General features: G+C 62.6%; 17 protein-coding genes and 2 tRNA genes. 10 read left to right on the forward strand and 9 right to left on the reverse strand.

The window, feature by feature from the left end:
• Nucleotides 1-12 precede the first annotated feature (12 nt).
• Nucleotides 13-531, forward strand: coding sequence for a hypothetical protein (locus VXM69_RS26245; RefSeq protein WP_367189480.1), 519 nt, complete (start codon nt 13-15; stop codon nt 529-531).
• 229 nt (nt 532-760) lie between these two features.
• Here the strand turns inward: VXM69_RS26245 and VXM69_RS26250 are convergent, their stop codons facing one another.
• Complete coding sequence (locus tag VXM69_RS26250) at nt 761-937, reverse strand: hypothetical protein (RefSeq protein ID WP_367189481.1); 177 nt, start codon at nt 935-937, stop codon at nt 761-763.
• A 1364-nt stretch (nt 938-2301) separates the two neighbouring features.
• Nucleotides 2302-2378: transfer RNA gene (locus VXM69_RS26255), tRNA-Pro, on the reverse strand.
• A 161-nt stretch (nt 2379-2539) separates the two neighbouring features.
• Between VXM69_RS26255 and sixA the strand changes: the two genes are divergently transcribed.
• Both sixA and VXM69_RS26265 read left to right on the forward strand, forming a co-directional pair.
• Nucleotides 2540-3001: a phosphohistidine phosphatase SixA gene (sixA, locus tag VXM69_RS26260; protein ID WP_175027641.1), complete on the forward strand. Its 462-nt coding sequence runs from the start codon at nt 2540-2542 to the stop codon at nt 2999-3001.
• 170 nt (nt 3002-3171) lie between these two features.
• Nucleotides 3172-3978, forward strand: coding sequence for a GNAT family N-acyltransferase (locus tag VXM69_RS26265; RefSeq protein ID WP_034186675.1), 807 nt, complete (start codon nt 3172-3174; stop codon nt 3976-3978).
• Between the two features lie 192 nt (nt 3979-4170).
• Here VXM69_RS26265 and VXM69_RS26270 read toward each other — a convergent pair whose 3' ends face one another.
• Nucleotides 4171-4341: a hypothetical protein gene (locus VXM69_RS26270; protein ID WP_162840567.1), complete on the reverse strand. Its 171-nt coding sequence runs from the start codon at nt 4339-4341 to the stop codon at nt 4171-4173.
• A 136-nt stretch (nt 4342-4477) separates the two neighbouring features.
• Between VXM69_RS26270 and VXM69_RS26275 the strand changes: the two genes are divergently transcribed.
• Nucleotides 4478-4654 carry a hypothetical protein gene (locus VXM69_RS26275; protein WP_167361866.1) on the forward strand — a complete coding sequence of 59 codons (177 nt, stop codon included), beginning with the start codon at nt 4478-4480 and terminating at the stop codon, nt 4652-4654.
• 15 nt (nt 4655-4669) lie between these two features.
• On the opposite strand, the gene VXM69_RS26280 is transcribed toward VXM69_RS26275, so the two are convergent.
• From VXM69_RS26280 to VXM69_RS26300, 5 genes are all read right to left on the reverse strand, one after another.
• A complete protein-coding gene (locus VXM69_RS26280; protein WP_367189482.1) occupies nt 4670-6049 on the reverse strand; it encodes an MATE family efflux transporter in 1380 nt (459 codons plus the stop codon).
• Nucleotides 6050-6059: 10 nt separating this feature from the next.
• Complete coding sequence (locus VXM69_RS26285; protein ID WP_034186677.1) at nt 6060-6383, reverse strand: DUF2288 domain-containing protein; 324 nt, start codon at nt 6381-6383, stop codon at nt 6060-6062.
• A 73-nt stretch (nt 6384-6456) separates the two neighbouring features.
• Nucleotides 6457-8076, reverse strand: a complete 1620-nt coding sequence (locus VXM69_RS26290; RefSeq protein WP_034186678.1) for an acyl-CoA synthetase — start codon at nt 8074-8076, stop codon at nt 6457-6459.
• Nucleotides 8077-8444: 368 nt separating this feature from the next.
• On the reverse strand, nt 8445-9146 hold the full coding sequence (locus VXM69_RS26295) for a peptidoglycan DD-metalloendopeptidase family protein (RefSeq protein ID WP_034186679.1): 702 nt from the start codon (nt 9144-9146) through the stop codon (nt 8445-8447).
• A gap of 130 nt (nt 9147-9276) precedes the next feature.
• Nucleotides 9277-10188, reverse strand: coding sequence for an aldose epimerase (locus tag VXM69_RS26300; protein ID WP_049029343.1), 912 nt, complete (start codon nt 10186-10188; stop codon nt 9277-9279).
• A 478-nt stretch (nt 10189-10666) separates the two neighbouring features.
• Here VXM69_RS26300 and VXM69_RS26305 point away from each other — a divergent pair, with 478 nt between their 5' ends.
• From VXM69_RS26305 to VXM69_RS26325, 5 genes are all read left to right on the forward strand, one after another.
• Nucleotides 10667-11497, forward strand: coding sequence for an undecaprenyl-diphosphate phosphatase (locus VXM69_RS26305; protein ID WP_011351628.1), 831 nt, complete (start codon nt 10667-10669; stop codon nt 11495-11497).
• Between the two features lie 170 nt (nt 11498-11667).
• Nucleotides 11668-11744, forward strand: a tRNA-Arg gene (locus VXM69_RS26310).
• 613 nt (nt 11745-12357) lie between these two features.
• Nucleotides 12358-12534 carry a hypothetical protein gene (locus tag VXM69_RS26315; protein ID WP_367190209.1) on the forward strand — a complete coding sequence of 59 codons (177 nt, stop codon included), beginning with the start codon at nt 12358-12360 and terminating at the stop codon, nt 12532-12534.
• Between the two features lie 124 nt (nt 12535-12658).
• Nucleotides 12659-13051: a DUF3592 domain-containing protein gene (locus VXM69_RS26320; RefSeq protein ID WP_241012856.1), complete on the forward strand. Its 393-nt coding sequence runs from the start codon at nt 12659-12661 to the stop codon at nt 13049-13051.
• 17 nt (nt 13052-13068) lie between these two features.
• The gene (locus VXM69_RS26325) at nt 13069-13638 is read left to right on the forward strand and encodes a hypothetical protein (protein WP_124669804.1); all 570 of its coding nucleotides are present in this window, start codon (nt 13069-13071) and stop codon (nt 13636-13638) included.
• Between the two features lies 1 nt (nt 13639).
• Here VXM69_RS26325 and tssF read toward each other — a convergent pair whose 3' ends face one another.
• Entirely contained in the window at nt 13640-15517 is a 1878-nt protein-coding gene (gene tssF / locus VXM69_RS26330; RefSeq protein WP_367189483.1) for a type VI secretion system baseplate subunit TssF, read from the reverse strand.
• 139 nt (nt 15518-15656) lie between these two features.
• Here tssF and VXM69_RS26335 point away from each other — a divergent pair, with 139 nt between their 5' ends.
• Nucleotides 15657-17768 carry a type VI secretion system Vgr family protein gene (locus VXM69_RS26335; RefSeq protein WP_367189484.1) on the forward strand — a complete coding sequence of 704 codons (2112 nt, stop codon included), beginning with the start codon at nt 15657-15659 and terminating at the stop codon, nt 17766-17768.
• Nucleotide 17769 lies beyond the last annotated feature (1 nt).

The following is a 17769-nucleotide window of genomic DNA, read 5'->3' on the forward strand; positions in this document are numbered from 1 at the left end:
ACGACTGTCTCGTTGGCACTTCAGATCGCGCAGCTACTAGAAGAGTATTCAGATGGCGAACTGCAGGAGGCGGTTGAACTTCTGCGTAAGCGTGGCTATGGGACGTCACTTCTGGATTTTCTCTCTGGCAAGCGTGAGCCTCCGCATCGACCAACTTCATCCTCTGCTGCTTCTCGACCAATGAAAACCAAGCCGATGGAGGAGATTACATCCCGTGCGGTCTTCGCCTTGAAGGACAAAGATGCGGAGAAGTTTCGTGTCCTTTCGGAATTCGATAAGCTGATTAGGCGAGGACAATTGCTGCCGACCAATGACGATCTTCGCCGGTTCGGTGAGCGTTTGACCAAAGATTTCGAGCCCAAGAAAGCGCGGAAGGAGACAATCAGTTCTTTGATGTCCGTTTTGGCTGGGCGCTCGGTAAAAGACATCGAAGAGTTAATCGAATTCTCCGCCTCATTTGGGGTCGCAGGTAACACAGACGAGTATCAACGTCTGGCGCATTATCTGATCAAAGGTAAGGAAGGGACGTGACGCGCTTTTTCGGCTAATCGACGGGCGATCGGCGGTCCGTGGATGTCCTTGCTAATCAAGGCATTATGGTTGTTTTGTGGTTCCCGCAGCCGCACCATATCGAACGAAGGGCCAGGGATATTGTTTCCTGGTCCTTCGTCATTTCCGTGGTTGCGTTCGGATACCGACGCCGTCAGTTTCACGCGACGAGTCTACGTGCCCGTACCTATCCGTATCAGCTGTGCCACGCTCAGCGCATCCACAGGATCTTCCCCATCGCTATCCGGCACTTCTTCGCGAGGTTCGGGGTCGAGGCAGACATCGCCTCGGCGCGCGCCTTGTGCGTTGGCTTGAGCGTATAGCGTGTGTCAACGGGTTTTTCACTGGTCGCGGGAATCGTTGTCGTCGTCACGCTCGACACATTCATCTGCTAAGTCGCGCTGACAGGCGTTTCATGCCACCACTCGTCGGATGCGGTGTGCAGGCGAACCACGTGACTCGGATACATCGCGTTCAGCGCGGGCTGGATCGGCTCGACGAACGTCATCAAGTCCAGCTCGACTTTCGCCGGCGTGCTCGCCAGCGCGCCGGGATGCCTTGCCCAGCCCAACCAGATGCGCGCGGCCCTCGTTGCCGTATGCGTACGAAATCGTGCCGTCCACGGCGACCAGGATGCCGCTCGTGTCGGTCCGCGCCGATGCGTAGCCGCTCGCGAGCGCGGCGACGACCCATGCTGCGATTCCATGCACTGTGTTCCGAGCAACGTAGAAATGTGCTTCCGTCCTCCTACTGGAACGTATCGTAGTCGCTCGAACTTCGATGTATACATGGAACGAAAGCTGGTCGACGTTGCAAGACACGAGGCCGTAGGGGAGAATTCAAGCGGGGCAAAGCGCGAGCGCGCTATTGCGTTTACTCGGGAACGGGCCATCGCTCGCCTCGCAATGAGCGTGAAATGGCGCAACTGAATTCCGGGCTACTTAGTAGCAGTCAATATCGACCACATATGGAAGACTATCTCGATCTGGACGATCTCTATCGTCTACGCTTTATAAAACGGACAGCGCTGCCCGAGGCAACGCATGTCGCCGTTAGCCAAACATTTAGGTCCGAAGACGGAGACGTTGGCGTCACTGACGCGCGCTTTGCTCTCGAGCGACGGTCTGGGGCGGACTGGGTCGAGCTTGGGGAGGCTGATTTGAGCGAGTCCGTATACCTCGATACACGGCCAAAGATTTTGGAGTCTGTGAGGGCTTCCCCGTGTATTGCTGGTGAGCGATTGGATGTGGAGGTGCACGTTCCCGTGCTCTCACACCGATTGGCGGCACGAAAGGTTGCTTCGGTGATGCTGCGCGGAAGCGAATGATGACTCGCGGCGACCTTCCTAAGTCGATACTCTCCCGGAAGGACGCAGATTGCCTTGAAGCATAACAAAACGGGCCCTGAGTCAAGACTCAGAGCCCGCGCAATTTTGGTGGGGGGGACGGGAGTCGAACCCGCACGCCTCGCAGCGCCGACTTGGCAAGTCGGTGTGTCTACCAAGTTTCACCACCCCGTACAAACCACATGTTATCACTTGCAGTGCAATTGGTCCAGCCCCTGTTTTGCCTTGCGAAATGCAAGCGAGGGCGTATGGACCAAGCGGGCGGAAGCTAACGTTGAACCCGTCGGGGTTCGATTGGTGCCGGCAATGTTCGATGCCGTGCCAGCCATTTTCCGGTAACAAGACGGTAACGGCCAGCGGAAAAAGAAAAGGGGCTACGGTGTTAAACCGTAACCCCTTGATTCCTTTGGTCGGAGCGATAGGATTCGAACCTACGACCCTCTGATCCCAAATCAGATGCGCTACCAGGCTGCGCTACGCTCCGACGAGCCAAAGATTATATCGTTGCATGATCCATCCGGTCAATCACGACATGCGGGTAAATGCCGCGGCGGCGAACCGGCCGCGATTTGCGACAATCCACGGGACGATCGGCCGGCCGCGACGCATGCGTGCGCGGACGCTCGCCGAAGCAAGGAGAACATCATGATGAACCTGATCCTGTGGCGTCACGCCGAAGCCGAAGACCATGCGACCAGCGATCTCGCGCGCCAGCTGACCGTCCGCGGCCGCAAGGACGCGCAGGCGATGGCCAAATGGCTGCGCGGCAGGCTCGAGACGAACAGCGTGATCCTCGCGAGCCCGGCGGCTCGCACCGTGCAGACGGTCGAGGCGCTGACCGACCAGTACCGGACCGTCGACGCGCTCGCACCGGGCGGCAGCGTCGACGACGTGCTGGCAGCGGCAGGCTGGCCGGACGGCATCGCGCCGACGGTCGTGATCGTCGGGCACCAGCCGACGCTCGGCAGTGTCGCCGCGCAATTGATCACCGGCGGCGACGACAGCTGGAGCGTCAGGAAGGGCGGCATCGTGTGGCTCGCGAGCCGCACGCGTGACGGCAGTCGGCAGGCGGTATTGCGGGCGGTATTGACGCCGGAACTGGTGTGAATCCCGGCTGAATAGGTTTGAAGGGATTGATCATACGGTTTCGCAAGCTTTCTGCTAAAGTCAATTCGGCGACACGTCATTGAAAGGACACGGTCGTGCCACATAACGGTCACGGCCGGTTACTACATTGGCGGGCATGTCGCCTTATTCCTTACGACCAGGAAAGCCTAATGCGAGAACTGCCGACGCCTACGCTCCCTTTTGCCTCGCTGCCCCTCGACACGTCGCGGCGCCACCTGCCGCGCGCCAGTGAAACCGTCACATCGGAGTATCGCCTGCGCGCCGCATGGGCGCGTACGGAAGACGAATTGCGCGAAGCCCAGCGCCTGCGCTACAGCGTGTTCGCCGAAGAGATGGGCGCGCAGGTCAGCGGTCCCTCCGGTCTCGACGTCGATCCGTTCGATGCGTACTGCGACCACCTGCTGGTGCGCGATCTCGACACGCTGAAAGTCGTCGGCACGTACCGCGTGCTGCCGCCGCACCAGGCGGCGCGGGTCGGCCGCCTGTATGCCGAGGGCGAATTCGACCTGTCGCGCCTCACGCACCTGCGCGGCAAGATGGTCGAGGTCGGCCGCTCGTGCGTGCACAGCGACTACCGCAGCGGCGCCGTCATCATGGCGCTGTGGGGCGGTCTCGGCGCGTACATGATGCAGAACGGCTACGAGACGATGCTCGGCTGCGCGAGCGTGTCGATGGCCGATGGCGGCCACTATGCGGCGAACCTGTACCAGTCGCTGTCGGCAGGCTCGCTGACGGCGCCCGAGTACCGCGCGTTCCCGCACACGGCGCTGCCGGTCGACGAACTGCAGACGGGCACCGTGGTCGCACCGCCGCCGCTGATCAAGGGCTACCTGCGTCTCGGCGCGAAGATTTGCGGCGCACCGGCCTGGGATCCCGACTTCAACTGCGCGGATTTCCTGACGCTGTTCCGCCTGTCCGACATCAACTCGCGCTACGCCCGCCACTTCCTGGGCTGAACCGTCCGAACCGCGGCGCGCCCGCTCCGGGTGCGCGCACGCGAATGCCGTCGCGTGCCATTGGTCAGGCGACGGCGTTCGTGCATTCGGCCCTGATAATTTCCGCGGTATGCGATTGCCGGCGTGCCACGGGATGGCACGTTTCAGGACGGCCCGGATCGTCGATACGGGCCGGACTGCGGGGCGGCTCGCTCAGTGCTTGCGCCGCCAGTCGAGCAGGTGATGTTCCGCCATCCAATGGTGGATCATCCCTTCGCCGCCATGGCTGCGCTTGTATTCGCGCGACTCGAAGTACGACAGCGCGACCAGCACCATCAGGCCAATGAACAGGCCGATCAGGCCCGCAATTTCTTCAGACGACATGGCAGCCTCCTTTCCACGGCACAGCGCCATGCGTACATAGTAGGACATGCGCGGCACGACCCTGAAACCGGATTTCCGCTAGACTCGGCGCGGTCCCGGCGCGCGATGGGCGCACCGTTTTCCGGAGCCACATCCGATGACCCGTTTCATGCTGGCCGTGCTGGCCGCATCCCTGCTTGCCGCCTGCACCAGCGATCCTCGCCAGGCCCGTCGCGGCCACCCGCCGGAAGACCCGGCCGACTATCACGGCGTGCCGACCGACATGACGCCGCCGTCGATGCTCGACGCGCCGCCGCCGAAACCGACGCAGTAACGACAGGGTTCGCCGTCACGCGCGGGCGGCGGACGCGGCGTGCGCGTCGGCGCCGATGCGCCGCAGCAGCCCGGGCAGGTAACGCGCGAGCGTCGCGCCGCGCGCGGCCATGAACAGCAGCAGCGCGAACCACAGACCGTGATTGGCGAACGTGCCGACGGCCGCGAACGTGGCAACAATGAAGATCGAGAGCGACACGACCATCGCGCGCATCAGCGATCGCGTTTGCGTCGCGCCGATGAAGACGCCATCGAGCAGGAAGCCCCAGACCGACACGATCGGCGAGATCGCAGCCCACGGCAGATAGCGCAACGCGACGGCGCGGATCTCGGCCTGGTCGGTCAGGCGCGCGACGATCCAGCCGCCCGCCGCCCAGTAGACGAGCGCGAACAGCAGCGCGCCGAGCGCCGACCAGAGCAGCGTGACGCGCACGGCCTGCCGAAAGGCGCGGCGGTCGCGCGCCCCGGCGGCCGCACCGACGAGCGCCTCGGCCGCATGCGCGAAGCCGTCGAGGCCATAAGCCATGAAGGTCTGGAAATTCAGCAGCAGCGCGTTTGCCGCGAGCGTCGCGTCGCCTTGTCTTGCGCCGAGGTGCGCGAACCAGCCGAACGCGCCGAGCAGGCACAGCGTACGCAGGAAGATGTCGCGATTGAGCGCAACCAGGCGCTTGAGCGCGGCGCGCTCGGCAAGTGCGCGTACCGCGATCGGCGCAAGGCCGCGCGGGCGCAACCGCCACAGCATCCACGCACCGAGCGCGAAGCCGCAAGCGTCCGCGGTGGCGGTCGCGGCACCGATGCCGGCGCTGCCCCAACCGAAGCCGTACACATAGAGCAGGACGGCACCGATGTTCACCGCGTTGATGAACACCTGCGCGACCAGCGCCAGCCGCACACGCTGTACGCCGAGCAGATAGCCGAGCACGACGTAGTTCGCGAGCGCGAATGGCGCGCTCCAGATCCGCGCATGACTGTATGCGAGCGCCGTCGCGCGGACGGCGTCGCTGCCGCCGAGCGCGGACAGTGCGAACGACAGCAGCGGCACCTGCAGCGCGAGCACGGTGCTACCGAGCGCGAACGCGACGATCAGCGCGCGCAGCAGGTTCAGGCGAATACCGGCGGTGTCCCCGGCGCCATGCGCCTGTGCGACGAGGCCGGTCGTCCCCATCCGCAGGAAGCCGAAACCCCAGAACACGAAATTGAAGAACAGCCCGCCGAGTGCGACGCCGCCGAGATACTGCGCGCCGTCGAGGTGGCCGGCGACGGCCGTGTCGACGGCGCCGAGGATTGGCTGGGTCAGGTTCGCCAGGACGATCGGGAAGGCGAGCGCGAGGACGCGCCGATGCGTGACGGTGGCCGAACCGGCGCCGGCTCCGTGCGCTAACGCGGATTCGGACATGGCGGACGCGTCAGGCGCGTTCCTGCACGCAGACCCACGGCGAGACGACGACCGCCCACAGCTCCGGGTTGCGCGCCGCGTAGTCGGCGGCGGTCTCGGCGGGCATGCGCGCGACGAGACCGGCCGACAGCCAGCGCGTGACCTGTTCGGCATCGTCGCTGGCGACGGCTTCCGCGACGCTGACGAGATCGAGGTCGCGCGCGACGGACAGCAGCTTGCCCTGCGCGAAGAAGCGTTCGAGATCGCACCAGTCGATCTTCGCGGTTTCGCCGAGGAGTTTGGCGTAGAGCGGGCTGTGCGACGCGCCCGCGGCGGATGGCTGATCTGAGGACATCGTTTTCTTGGAAAAACTGCGTGGCGCCACTATAAACCATCCGGCCGCACGGGCCGAGCCGGAGGTGAGCGGCCTACGCGTCGCGCAACGCGCGGCGCACGATCTTGCCGGTCGCGGTCATCGGCAGGCTGTCGACGAACGCGATCGCGCGCGGGTATTCGTGTGCGGCGAGCCGCGTGCGCACGTGGGCCTGCAGCGCGAGGACGAGCGTGTCGTCACCGACGTGGCCGGGGTTCAGCACGACGAACGCCTTGACGATCTCGGTGCGCGTCGCGTCGGGCACGCCGACGACGGCCGCCATTCGCACCGCCGGATGCGTGAGCAGGCAGTCCTCGATCGGCCCCGGGCCGATCCGGTAGCCGGCGCTCGTGATGACGTCGTCGTCGCGGCCGACGAAGCGCACGAAACCGTCGGCGTCGAGCGTGCCCGTATCGCCGGTCAGCAGGTAGTCGCCCGCGAACTTGTCGCGCGTCGCATCCGGGTTGCGCCAGTATTCGAGGAACATCACCGGGTCGGGGCGGCGTACCGCGATGCGACCTTCGACGCCCGGCGGCAGCGGCGTGCCGTCCGCGTCGACGATCGCGACCGCATGACCGGGTACCGCCTTGCCGATGGCGCCGGGCCGCGCGTCGAACAGCGCCGCGCAGGACGACAGCACCATGTTGCACTCGGTTTGCCCGTAGAACTCGTTGATCGTCACGCCGAGCGCGTCGCGCCCCCAGGCCGTCAGTTCGGTGCCGAGCGATTCGCCGCCGCTCGCGACCGATTTCAGCGACAGCGCATGGCGTTCGCGCGGAGCCGCTACGGTGCGCATCAGCTTCAGCGCGGTGGGCGGCAGGAATGCGTGCGTGACGCCGTGCCGCGCCATCAACGCAAACGCCGCGTCGCCGTCGAACTTCTCGAAGCGGCGCGCGAGCACCGGCACGCCGTGATGCCACGACGGCAGCAGCACGTCGAGCAGGCCGCCGATCCATGCCCAGTCGGCCGGCGTCCAGAACAGGCGTGCATCGCGCGGGAAGCATTGCTGCGACATCTCGACACCGGGCAGGTGGCCGAGCAGCACGCGATGGGCGTGCAGCGCGCCTTTCGGTTTGCCCGTCGTGCCGGACGTGTAGATGATCACCGCCGGATCGTCGGCAGCCGTATCGGCCGGCACGAACTCCGGCGTTTCGGCGGCGAGCGCCGCGTCGTAACGCAGCACGCCCGGCGCGTCGGGCGCATCGTCGCCGACGCAGTAGACGGTACGCAGCGTGGGCAGCTGCGCGCGCAGCGGCGCGATTTTCGCGTAGCCGGCCGCGTCGGTGACGAGCGCGGCGGCCCCGCTGTTCGCGAGCCGGTATTCGAGTGCATCGACGCCGAACAGCGTGAAGAGCGGCACCGCGATCGCGCCGAGCTTGTACGCCGCGAGATGCGCGACAGCCGTTTCGGGACCCTGCGCGAGAAGGATGCCGATCCGGTCGCCGCGTTGCAGGCCCGCACGCGCGAGGCTGTTCGCGAAACGGTTAGAGGCATTCTTCAGATCGTCGAACGTCATCCGAAACACGTCGCCTTGCGCCGTTTCGTAGATCAGCGCGAGGCGTCCGCTGCCGTCGGCCCATTTGTCGCAGACGTCCACGCCGATGTTGTAGCGCGCCGGAATGTTCCACCGGAAGCGGGAGAGCAGGTCGTCGTAGCGGTCGGCGGCGGGCAGCATCGATTGTCTCCTGGGTGTCGATCGTGGCGTCGGGCGCACGGCTTACATCAGGTTTTCACGCAGACGAATCCACAATGGGGTCTGCTGATAGGGAATGCTCGGGCTCGTCCAACGGCCGACGCTCGGTGCACGATTCCGGAATGACGCATAAGATCACGACAAAACAGTGATGTGACCATGGATTTGCTTCTGATAGCTGCGGGGTTCAGCCTGATCGGAATCGGTGCGCTGGTGGCGTTTGCCAGTCACGTCGATCCGTTGTCCGGCCGTTTCACCGGACGTCTGCGCAAGCGCTGACTCGACCATTCCCGTTTTTCGCCGCGACGGCACGCGATGCGCGCCGGCATCGCGTGTCGTCCGTTGGTCGCTCAGCGGGCCGGCAGGTAACGAGACGGGTCGATCGACCGGCCGCCGTAGCGCAGCTCGAAATGCAGCGCGACGCGATCGCTGTCGCTGTTGCCCATCTCCGCGATCGACTGCCCCTGCGTGACCGACTGGCCTTCCTTCACCAGCAGCGCGCGGTTGTGCGCGTAGGCGGTCAGGTAGTCGGCGTTGTGCTTCAGGATGATCAGGTTGCCGTAGCCGCGCAGCCCGTTGCCGGCATAGACCACGACACCCGGCGCGGCCGCGACCACCGGCGTGCCCGGCGCGTTCGCGATGTCGATCCCCTTCGATTTCGAGCCGTCGAACGTGCGCACCACGTTGCCGGCCGCCGGCCAGACCAGCGCGATGCTCGTGGCCGGTTTCACGGCCGATTCGACCGGCGCGGAAGGGGCCGGGCGGGCGCGTCCCGCGCTGCCGGTGCCGGTGGTCGACGGCGTCGATGCGGTGGCCGTGCCGGGCGGCGGCGCGACGCGCAGCACCTGACCGACTTCGATCGCATCGGGGTTCGCCATCTGGTTCCAGCGCACGATGTTTTGTACCGACGTGCGGTTGTCGCGCGCGATCTTGTAGAGCGTGTCGCCACGCTCGACGCGATAGAACCCGGGGCCGACGGGCGCGGAGCCGCACGCGACGAGCAGGGCCGCGCAGGCGGCCGCGAAGAGTCGCTTCGTTGTTGTTCCGAACATTGAACCTCGCAAAACCCCGCCGCGCGTGACGCGGCAGGCAACACAAAACGTCCGATTTTAACGGGTTCGACCCGAGCACCGCAGTTTCGTGCCGCTGCCGGGGCCCTTGCGCGCCCGTTCGGCGCGCCGATCAGCCGGCGAGCGGCCGCACGCGAATGCGCAGCGCGGCCGTTTCGGTTGCGCCCGGCGCAAGCATGCGCAGCCCGAGGCCGTTGTGGATCGCATCGGGCAGGCCGAGCCACGGCTCCACGCAGTAGAAGTCGGAATCCGGCTTTTCGGTCCAGGTCGTGACTGCGTACCAGGGGATCGAGCCCGGCGCGTCGAGCGCGATCTCGATCGTGCGGCCGCGGCCCGGCATCACGATGCGCACTGGCGCGGACGGTTCGCCGTCGAGGCAGTGGAAGCGGTCGAGGATGTCCGGATTGTCGAGGCGGTAGCGGGCTTCGCCGGGTTCGAGCGGGCTGATCGAGCCGTCCGGACGCTGCTGGCAGCTGCGGGTCGGCGGCAGTTCGAGGGTGGTTTCCGCGCGTTCGCCATGCGGCAGCGCGAAATAGAAATGATGGCCGGCGTAGTAGGGCAGCGGCGTGTCGCCGCGGTTGGTCGTCGTCAGCGCGACGTCGAGCGTATGCGCGTCGGCCAGCCGGTAGGTCGTCTCGAACCGGAAGTCGAACGGGTAGCTCGCGTGCAGGGCGTCGTTCGCGTCGAGCGTCATCGACAGCGCGGCACCGTCGGCGGACGGATGCGCGTCGAACGGCAGGTCGCGCGCGAAGCCGTGCATCGGCAGATCGCGGACCACGCCGGCGGCGTCGCGCCAGCGGCCGAGTTCCCCGTCGACGCGGTGGCGGCCGAGGAACGGAAACAGCAGCGGATTGCCGCCGCGCACGCGTGCGAGGTTGCTCCAGTCGGCCGTTTCCGGCCAGAAGATGACCGGTTCGCCGTCGACGTGCCAGGACAGCAGGCGGCCGCCGAATTGCGGAGCGACCCGGACGAGCGACGGGCCGGCGTGAAGTTCGTGGATATCGTGTTGCTGGAAGATCGGCATGGCGAATCGGGTTGGGCGGGTGGACGGAGCAACGCGCGTTCCATTATCGGGCCGCGGCTGCTCGGGGAAAACCCTTCTCGGGAAATTGCGAGTTTTTAACATTGTCAACGGTCGGGATAATGCCTCTAAACCGGTGATGTTGCCGGGTCATGACACTTCGTGGAGGGGGCCATGGATCTGGCAATGGCAATGGGTATCGCACTGTTCGGCATGTTCACTGGCAGCACGGTATTATTTTTCTATCAGCTCGGCCGCTGACGGCAATTCCTGCCGAAGTCGACAGGCCCGCCATGCAAATGGCGGGCTTTTTGCTTTCTGGGCCCTTACAAATTGCAAGCGTTTGTGTGCATTGCCGCAATAACCTGCCAAATGCCTTGGCGCGGTAATCCTGGCTCGGCATAATCGGGGCGCGTTTTTCGGACGCGCATCGCGTCGTCCGTCTTTCTCCCCGCTTAATCTCGACTAAAAGGACCGACGCGTGAGCCTCTGGTTTCTGGTATTCCTGAGCGTCCTGCAGGGCGTCACCGAACTCTTCCCCGTCAGCAGCCTCGGCCATACGTTGCTGGTGCCGGCGCTGTTCGGCATGCATATCGACAAGCACGCGCCGCAACTGCTGCCGTTCCTCGTGGCGCTGCACCTCGGCACCGCGCTCGCGCTGCTGTGGTACTTCCGCGCGCGCTGGGTCGCGCTGATCGGCGGCTTCTTCGCGCAGCTCGGCGGCCGCAAGAACGACGACGGCCACCTGATGTGGGCGCTCATCATCGGGACGATCCCGACCGGCATCGTCGGGCTGCTGCTCGAGAAGCGTATCGAACGCGTGTTTCATGACCTGCGGATCGTGGCGATCGCGCTGATCGTGAACGGCGTGCTGCTGTGGCTCGGCGATCGCATCCAGCGCAGCCGCGCGCACCAGGCGCCCGAGAAGATGACGTTCAAGCAGGCGTTCTTCGTGGGTCTCGCGCAGATCGGCGCGCTGATTCCGGGTTTCTCGCGCAGCGGGCTGACGATGATCGCCGGCAATGCGGCCGGGTTGACGGCCGAGAAGGCGGCGGAATTCTCGTTCCTGCTCGGCACGCCGATCATCTTCGCGGCGGGCGTGCTCGAGCTGCCGAAGCTGTTCCATGCGCGCGACCAGCTCGCCGACGCGCTGCTCGGCGGCGTGCTGACGGCGATCGCCGCGTACCTGAGCGTGCGATTCCTGATGCGCTATTTCGAAGGGCGCGGCCGGCTCGCGTCGTTCGGCGTGTATTGCGTGATCGCCGGCGTGTTCTGTCTCGGCTGGTTCATGCTGCATCCGCAGCCGGTTTGACGCGGTGATGGGTCGCTTCGCGTGATGTGGCGCGATGATCGGGTATAATTTCGGGCTCGGTTTCGTACCGGGCCCGTTTTGTTTCGGGGCTTTGAGTTTGGCGGTGTTGCTGCTGCTCGAAAGCCCGGCGCGGAATGCGGTCCGTGGCAGGCCGTGTCTTTTCTCCCCGACCGCCCTTAGCTCAGTTGGATAGAGCAACGGCCTTCTAAGCCGTAGGTCACACGTTCGAATCGTGTAGGGCGGGCCAGTCAAGTTATCGCGTTAGCGGATATTTCCAACTTCCCCGTCCTCTGTCGGCCTGCTTGTGTGGCAGCATGCAGGTGTTTGTAGTCAACCCGGATCGCAACCAATCCAGGTGGACCAGCTGCCCTCACTGACAAACGCTCACTTTGATGGCGCCGTAGGCTGAAATGCCGAGCGGGTCGCACGACGTGATCGAGGCGTGGATGCCTGGTCGCCTGACTTCTAATACCTATCGATGTGACCATAGATGCGAAGAGCCGCACCTCGGCACTCTGGTCCAATTCCACTTGCCGCACGACAGCCGGCTTATCGAACCACGCTCGCTGTCTACGGAAGGCTGGCCGGTTCAATTTGAACAGCTGACACGGTCAGCATTGAGCACCCGAATAATCGTCAGAAATGTAAGCGAGAGCGTCATGTTTAAGGGCATCAGCGCCATGGTGATTGGGGTGGGCTTTCTTGTCGCCGCTGTAATCAGCGCACAGTCGACTAGAGAGTTTCTTCGAACATCGATTGTGGTGCCGGGCCTCGTTGTTAAGCTCAATGCCGGCGGATACCATCCCGAGATTTAATTCACCACCAAGACAGGGCAGCAGATTTCGTATCCGCAGGGCGGGATTGTCACGAAAGCGGAGCTGGGGCAGCGAGTCGAAGTGCGATACCAGGCCGACGATCCCGGTGGCAGTGCAACGATGAACGTATTTGTTGCAATTTGGAATTCGTCGATCGTTTTTACCACCATGGGTGTGTTCGCCATCGTGTGCGGGTTCATGAATTTGCCGTCGCGTACATGATACGAGAATGCGCAAGGTCATTTTTGTCGGGCATGCCGGTTGTGTGATTCGATAGACTCGGGCTGTAAAATCAGTCATCCCGGTGGATGAGACGTCAGCCATGAATCGAGGTAAATAAACGAACATGACGAAGTCAGCTGATGCGATGAAAGCGGTGTTCTTCTGCCTGCTTGGTGTGGCCCTACTCGCAGGCATGGCCTATTCGATCGTTGATACGCGGGCCTTTCTCAGGAAATCTGAAGTTGCGAATGGGGAGGTCGTTGCGTTAAATGCCGGCAGTAGTCATCCGGAAATTGCGTTTGTGACCTCCGTCGGCGAGCACATCTCATACGCTCAAGGCGGTCTCGTGTTCGGCATGAAAGTGGGTGACGCTGTGCAAGTGCGCTATCTCGCGTCTTCGCCCAAGACGTCTGCGACCCTGGATCGATTCCTGGCGATCTGGACGGTACCGATCTTCCTGGGTTTCTTTGGTGTCAGTGCAGTGATAGGCGGTTTCTTCAGTTTCCCTCGGCCTTGACCTTCTGGAATAAGTCCATGTCTTTCTTGCGACGTAGTCAATGGGAGTACCAGACTGGCTCGACGTTCGGTGCGAGTATCGAATTCGTTACGGGTTCGGGCGGTGAAATTTTGTTGAAGAATCCAGCGGGACAGTTTCAGCGATTCTGGTATGGGGGCCTTGGTGTCGGTTGGGGTGTCGGCGTCAAGATTCCGAAAGTTCGGTTGCCTAAGTTCGCAATCAAGGGGAAATCTGTCGGCGGAAGTGGTTCGGCAGAGGCGTTTCCTAGCATCGGCTGGATCTACATGACATCGGCCTTCTCCGGGGCGGAACTCGAGCATTCCGATTTTCAGGGTGGTGCCGTTTATCTTGACGGAAGTGCTGAAATCCTACTGGCTGGCGGCGGTGGGTCGGTCATGTTGCTTGGCATCAATCCGGCATTGCTATCGCTCGCCATAAGCCAGCTTACGATTAACCCCATGCTGTTTGAATGGGTGATACAACGGGCAAAGGCGCTCTTGATCATGGCGGGTGTCAATGCCGGACTGAACCCGGACGGTAAAGGCTTCGGCGGTGGGGTTGGAATTCTCGCTGGCTACGTCCACTGATCTATATCAGCGGTTGCGTCCCGGGGCGTGGAGCGCACCGCAAAAGCTCGTTGCCGTTCTCGGCGGATAACACGACAAGTTGAACGTAGCTGTTTGACTGCGCGTACGGACCGAAGAACCGGTCCATCACAGCCGAGAATCGATACAGGCTGACATCACGTGTCGCGGCCTCGGAGAACGAAAGCAGGATCTCCACACCGCGAACAAATGACGGGAACGGGTTGTCGAGAGACATCCACTTGATCGTCGGTTTGTAGTCGAGGGAGACGATCGCGTCGATGCAACGTTGAGCAACCACGCTGGAACGCGGGGCATGGAAACGGAGAAGCGCCTTCAGCGCGGGTAGTCCGGTTTGCGTCAGGTCGAGCGGATGCGGCGTCAATGCCGAAAGGACGCGCCAAAGTGCACCGCCACGCGGCAAGGCAGCCGGCAAGGTGGGGCGAGAGAGTAGCGCGATCGGGCACGCCAGTGCCGAACCCTCGTACAAAAGATCGCTATCCGGGGCGCCGATTGGCAACCGGGACGGCATCTCTCCGTTTGTCGCCAGCACATCGATATCGACCTGAGGATATCGTGGATAGGCGGTTTGGCCCTTCAAGTCGACCAATGCCAGTAGCGGTGCCGTAAGCGCGCTGTCCCGTGTGGCTTCCTGATCTTCGCAGGCCAACCAATAGACGGCGGACGAATCCGTCGGCCGCGCATGACTGAATGCATGATACGGCCGCACCTGTGTACGCGGTGGGGCGTGTGAAGCGACGGGTGCCTTGCCTTCCTCCGATTTCGTGCGCTCACCCAGATAAACGGCTTCAACCGAGTAAAAGCTCAGCGGGACGCCGGTTGCCAACGGGATCGGGGTGATCGGATATGCGTCATTGCTGCTGGTAAGCTGGATAGGCGTTGCGGCTCGTTCGAACAAGTTGACGATCGGCGTGCAAAACAAACGGAATGTGCTGGTGTTCAGCGTCGCCAGGATCTGAGCGGTAGCGGAATCGGCTGCCGTGCCTCGCACGGCGATGTGAAGCGTCAGCCGTCGCGCTGCAGCGGAACGTGCGGTGCGATGAATGCGATCCAGGTCGATGTCGATGAAATCGAACTTCTCGGGGAAGGCGAAATACTCGACCAGATCCCGGAACGATCGCGCGCTCGTGTCGTCTGGGCTGGGTAACAATCGCTCGTCATCGGCGAAACCGGCTGGCTCGATCGGCACTTTCGACAAGCTGATCCAGCGTCCACTTTCATCCACTTCCACATAGCCGCTCGATGCGCGAAGCAACAGCGTATCGAAAAGCGCGGCGACGAGCGGTCGCTCTCCGGTCAAATGCACCCTAACCGGGGCGGACGGAATGGTATCGTCGAATGCTTGCGACGCGGATTCGCTTGCAAAGGTAATCGAAATGATCCCCGTCACATCCGCCGGGATGCGCGCCGCTGCCGGTGCAAGTGTCGCAGGTGAATAGCGAGCCGAGTGAATGCGCAATGGCGACAACGTGACGTCGTAGACGGTACGGAAGCGACATGGTGCGGCGTTGGCGTCCAGCATCGTGCCGCGCGCAATCGTCAGCGGTTCGGTAAGCTGGCCGAACAGAACCGACGGGTTGAACGACGCAACCGCGCATGACGGGACCGGGCGCAGATACTGCGGATAGGCAATTTCGAGAATGGCCTCGGTGAATTGCGGGTAATCGTCGTCAAGCTGCGCGTCAACACGAGCGGCTAGTAGTGCGAACGTCTGTACCATTCTATCGACGTGCAGGTCTTCGACGTGACCGCCAGTCATGCCGAGGCGTGCTGCAATCTTCGGAAAGCGTCGAGCGAAATCTGCCAGACTGCGCGCAAGCAGTCCGACTTCACGTTCGTAATGTGACAGCAAGTGGTCCATTCGCTGCAGATAGTCAACAGTCCGAGATAATCGGTCCCCGTTTTTCGGGGGCGGCATCTAGTCCAAATGACGCGCAGACATATTAGAATGGCCGCGCAGACAAAAAATGCCCCTCCGCCGAGAGATTCCGAGGCTACATATGCAAATGTCAGAAATTGCGAGCTTCTTCCAGCTCCAGAGCAATCGCCTGTTTACGATCGAAACCCCGCTGAAAGGTCGATCGGATCTCGTACTCGTCGATTTCCATTGTACAGAGGGGTTATCTCAAAATTTCGAGATGCATGTCCGGCTCGCGTCACAGGACAAAAATATCGAGTTGAAGAAACTGATCGGCCAACCGGTGACAATCACGTTACAGTTGACCGATGCACTCGCCAGCTCTGAAGAACGTTACTTCCACGGATACGTCGCAGCGTTTTCGCATCTGGATACGGATGGTGGCTTTGCGATGTATAGCGCAACGATTCTGCCGTGGCTCTGGATGCTCTCTCGCCGACAGGACATTCGAATTTTCCAGGAAGAGAACACCGAGGAGATCCTCTCACGCGTGTTCCGCGAATACGGCAAGCTCGCATCGTTCGAGTTCCGGCTCTCGAAGGGAACACGGAATCACAGCTATTGCACCCAGTACAGAGAAACCGGTCTCGCCTTTGTCGAACGGCTGATGCGGGAGGATGGCCTGTTCTATTACTTCGAGCATGCGAAGGATGGACACAAGCTGATCATTGCCGATAACTCGGTGACCGCAAAGCCGATCGACGGGCGCAGTCCGTCGCTGCAATACAACCAGGGCGAGGCGATGGACAATCTTGCCGTCATCACGTCATTTCAAGCGCAGCGTCAGCTTGCGCCAGACACGGTCGGACTGAAAACTTTCGACTACAAAATTCCCCATGCCCGGCGATTCGTGTCGGGCGGCACCGAAGTCAATCAAGGCGACGTACCGTCCTACGAGATCTACGACTATCTCGGCGAGCATGGTTTCGCTGACAGCGATCGCGGGGAAGAGCTTACGCGCTTCAGGACGGAGGCGCTGGCTGCACACAGCAAAACGTTCGTCGGGGTGACGACGGGGCGGCGGATGATGCCGTGCCGATACTTCGAGCTGGACGACCACTATGATCACGTCAGCACCAAACAGGAAGACCGGCAATTCCTGTTGCTGACTGTGTCACACACCGGCACGAACAACTATGAGCCCGGTGAGGGGAGTTCGGCGTACTCGTGCAGCTTCACCTGCATTCGCAAGAAAATTCCGTACCGTCCGGCGTTCGAGGGCGAGCGTCCGACGATCGTCGGGCCGCAGACGGCGATCGTCGTAGGTCCGAAGGGCGAGGAGATTTATACGGATAGTCTCGGCCGGGTGAAGGTGCAGTTTCACTGGGATCGTCTCGGCAAACGCGACCAAGGCAGCTCCTGCTGGGTGCGCGTGAGCCAGCCGTGGGCGGGTAGCGGTTTCGGGATGATTCAGATTCCGCGAATCGGGGATGAGGTGGTCGTGAGTTTCCTGGATGGAAATCCGGACCGTCCCCTCGTGACGTCGCGCGTTTACAACTCGCAGAACATGCCACCGTGGGCATTGCCGGCCAACGCGACACAGAGCGGGATTCTGACGCGTTCGACCAAGACCGGTAACGTCAATACCGCCAATGCGATCCGCTTCGAGGACAAGAAGGGTGAGGAAGAGGTGTGGCTTCACGCCGAGAAGGATCAGCGCATCGAGGTCGAGCACGACGAGTCGCACTGGGTTGGTAACGACCGCACCAAGAACATCGATCACGATGAGACGGTGCACGTCGGCCACGATCGTACGGAAACGGTCGACAACAACGAGACAATTCACGTTGGCGTGGATCGTACCGAAACCGTTGGCAACAACGAGACGCTGACGGTCGGCGGCAACCGGAACGAGACGATCGAGGGGATGGAGAATCTCCTGATTGCACTGACGTCGACGGAGACGGTGGGGCTCGCAAAAGCGCTGACAGTGGGCGGCGGCTATCAGGTGACGGTGGCCGGCGCAGTTAACACGTCGGCGGGGCTTGCCAGTGCGGAAGAAGTCGGGTTGTCGAAGACCACGATGGTTGGCAAGACGTACACGATCACGGCGGGCGACCGGATCGAGCTGAAGACCGGTAGCGCCGTTCTCATCATGGAATCCAACGGGCACATCACGCTACGTGGCACGCAGTTGCTGATCGAGGGCTCGGGGCCGGTGCAGATCAACGGCAAGGATGTCGACGTCAACTGAC

The organism is Burkholderia sp. Ed8, assembly GCF_040761425.1.
In the GTDB taxonomy this organism is placed as follows: domain Bacteria; phylum Pseudomonadota; class Gammaproteobacteria; order Burkholderiales; family Burkholderiaceae; genus Burkholderia; species Burkholderia seminalis.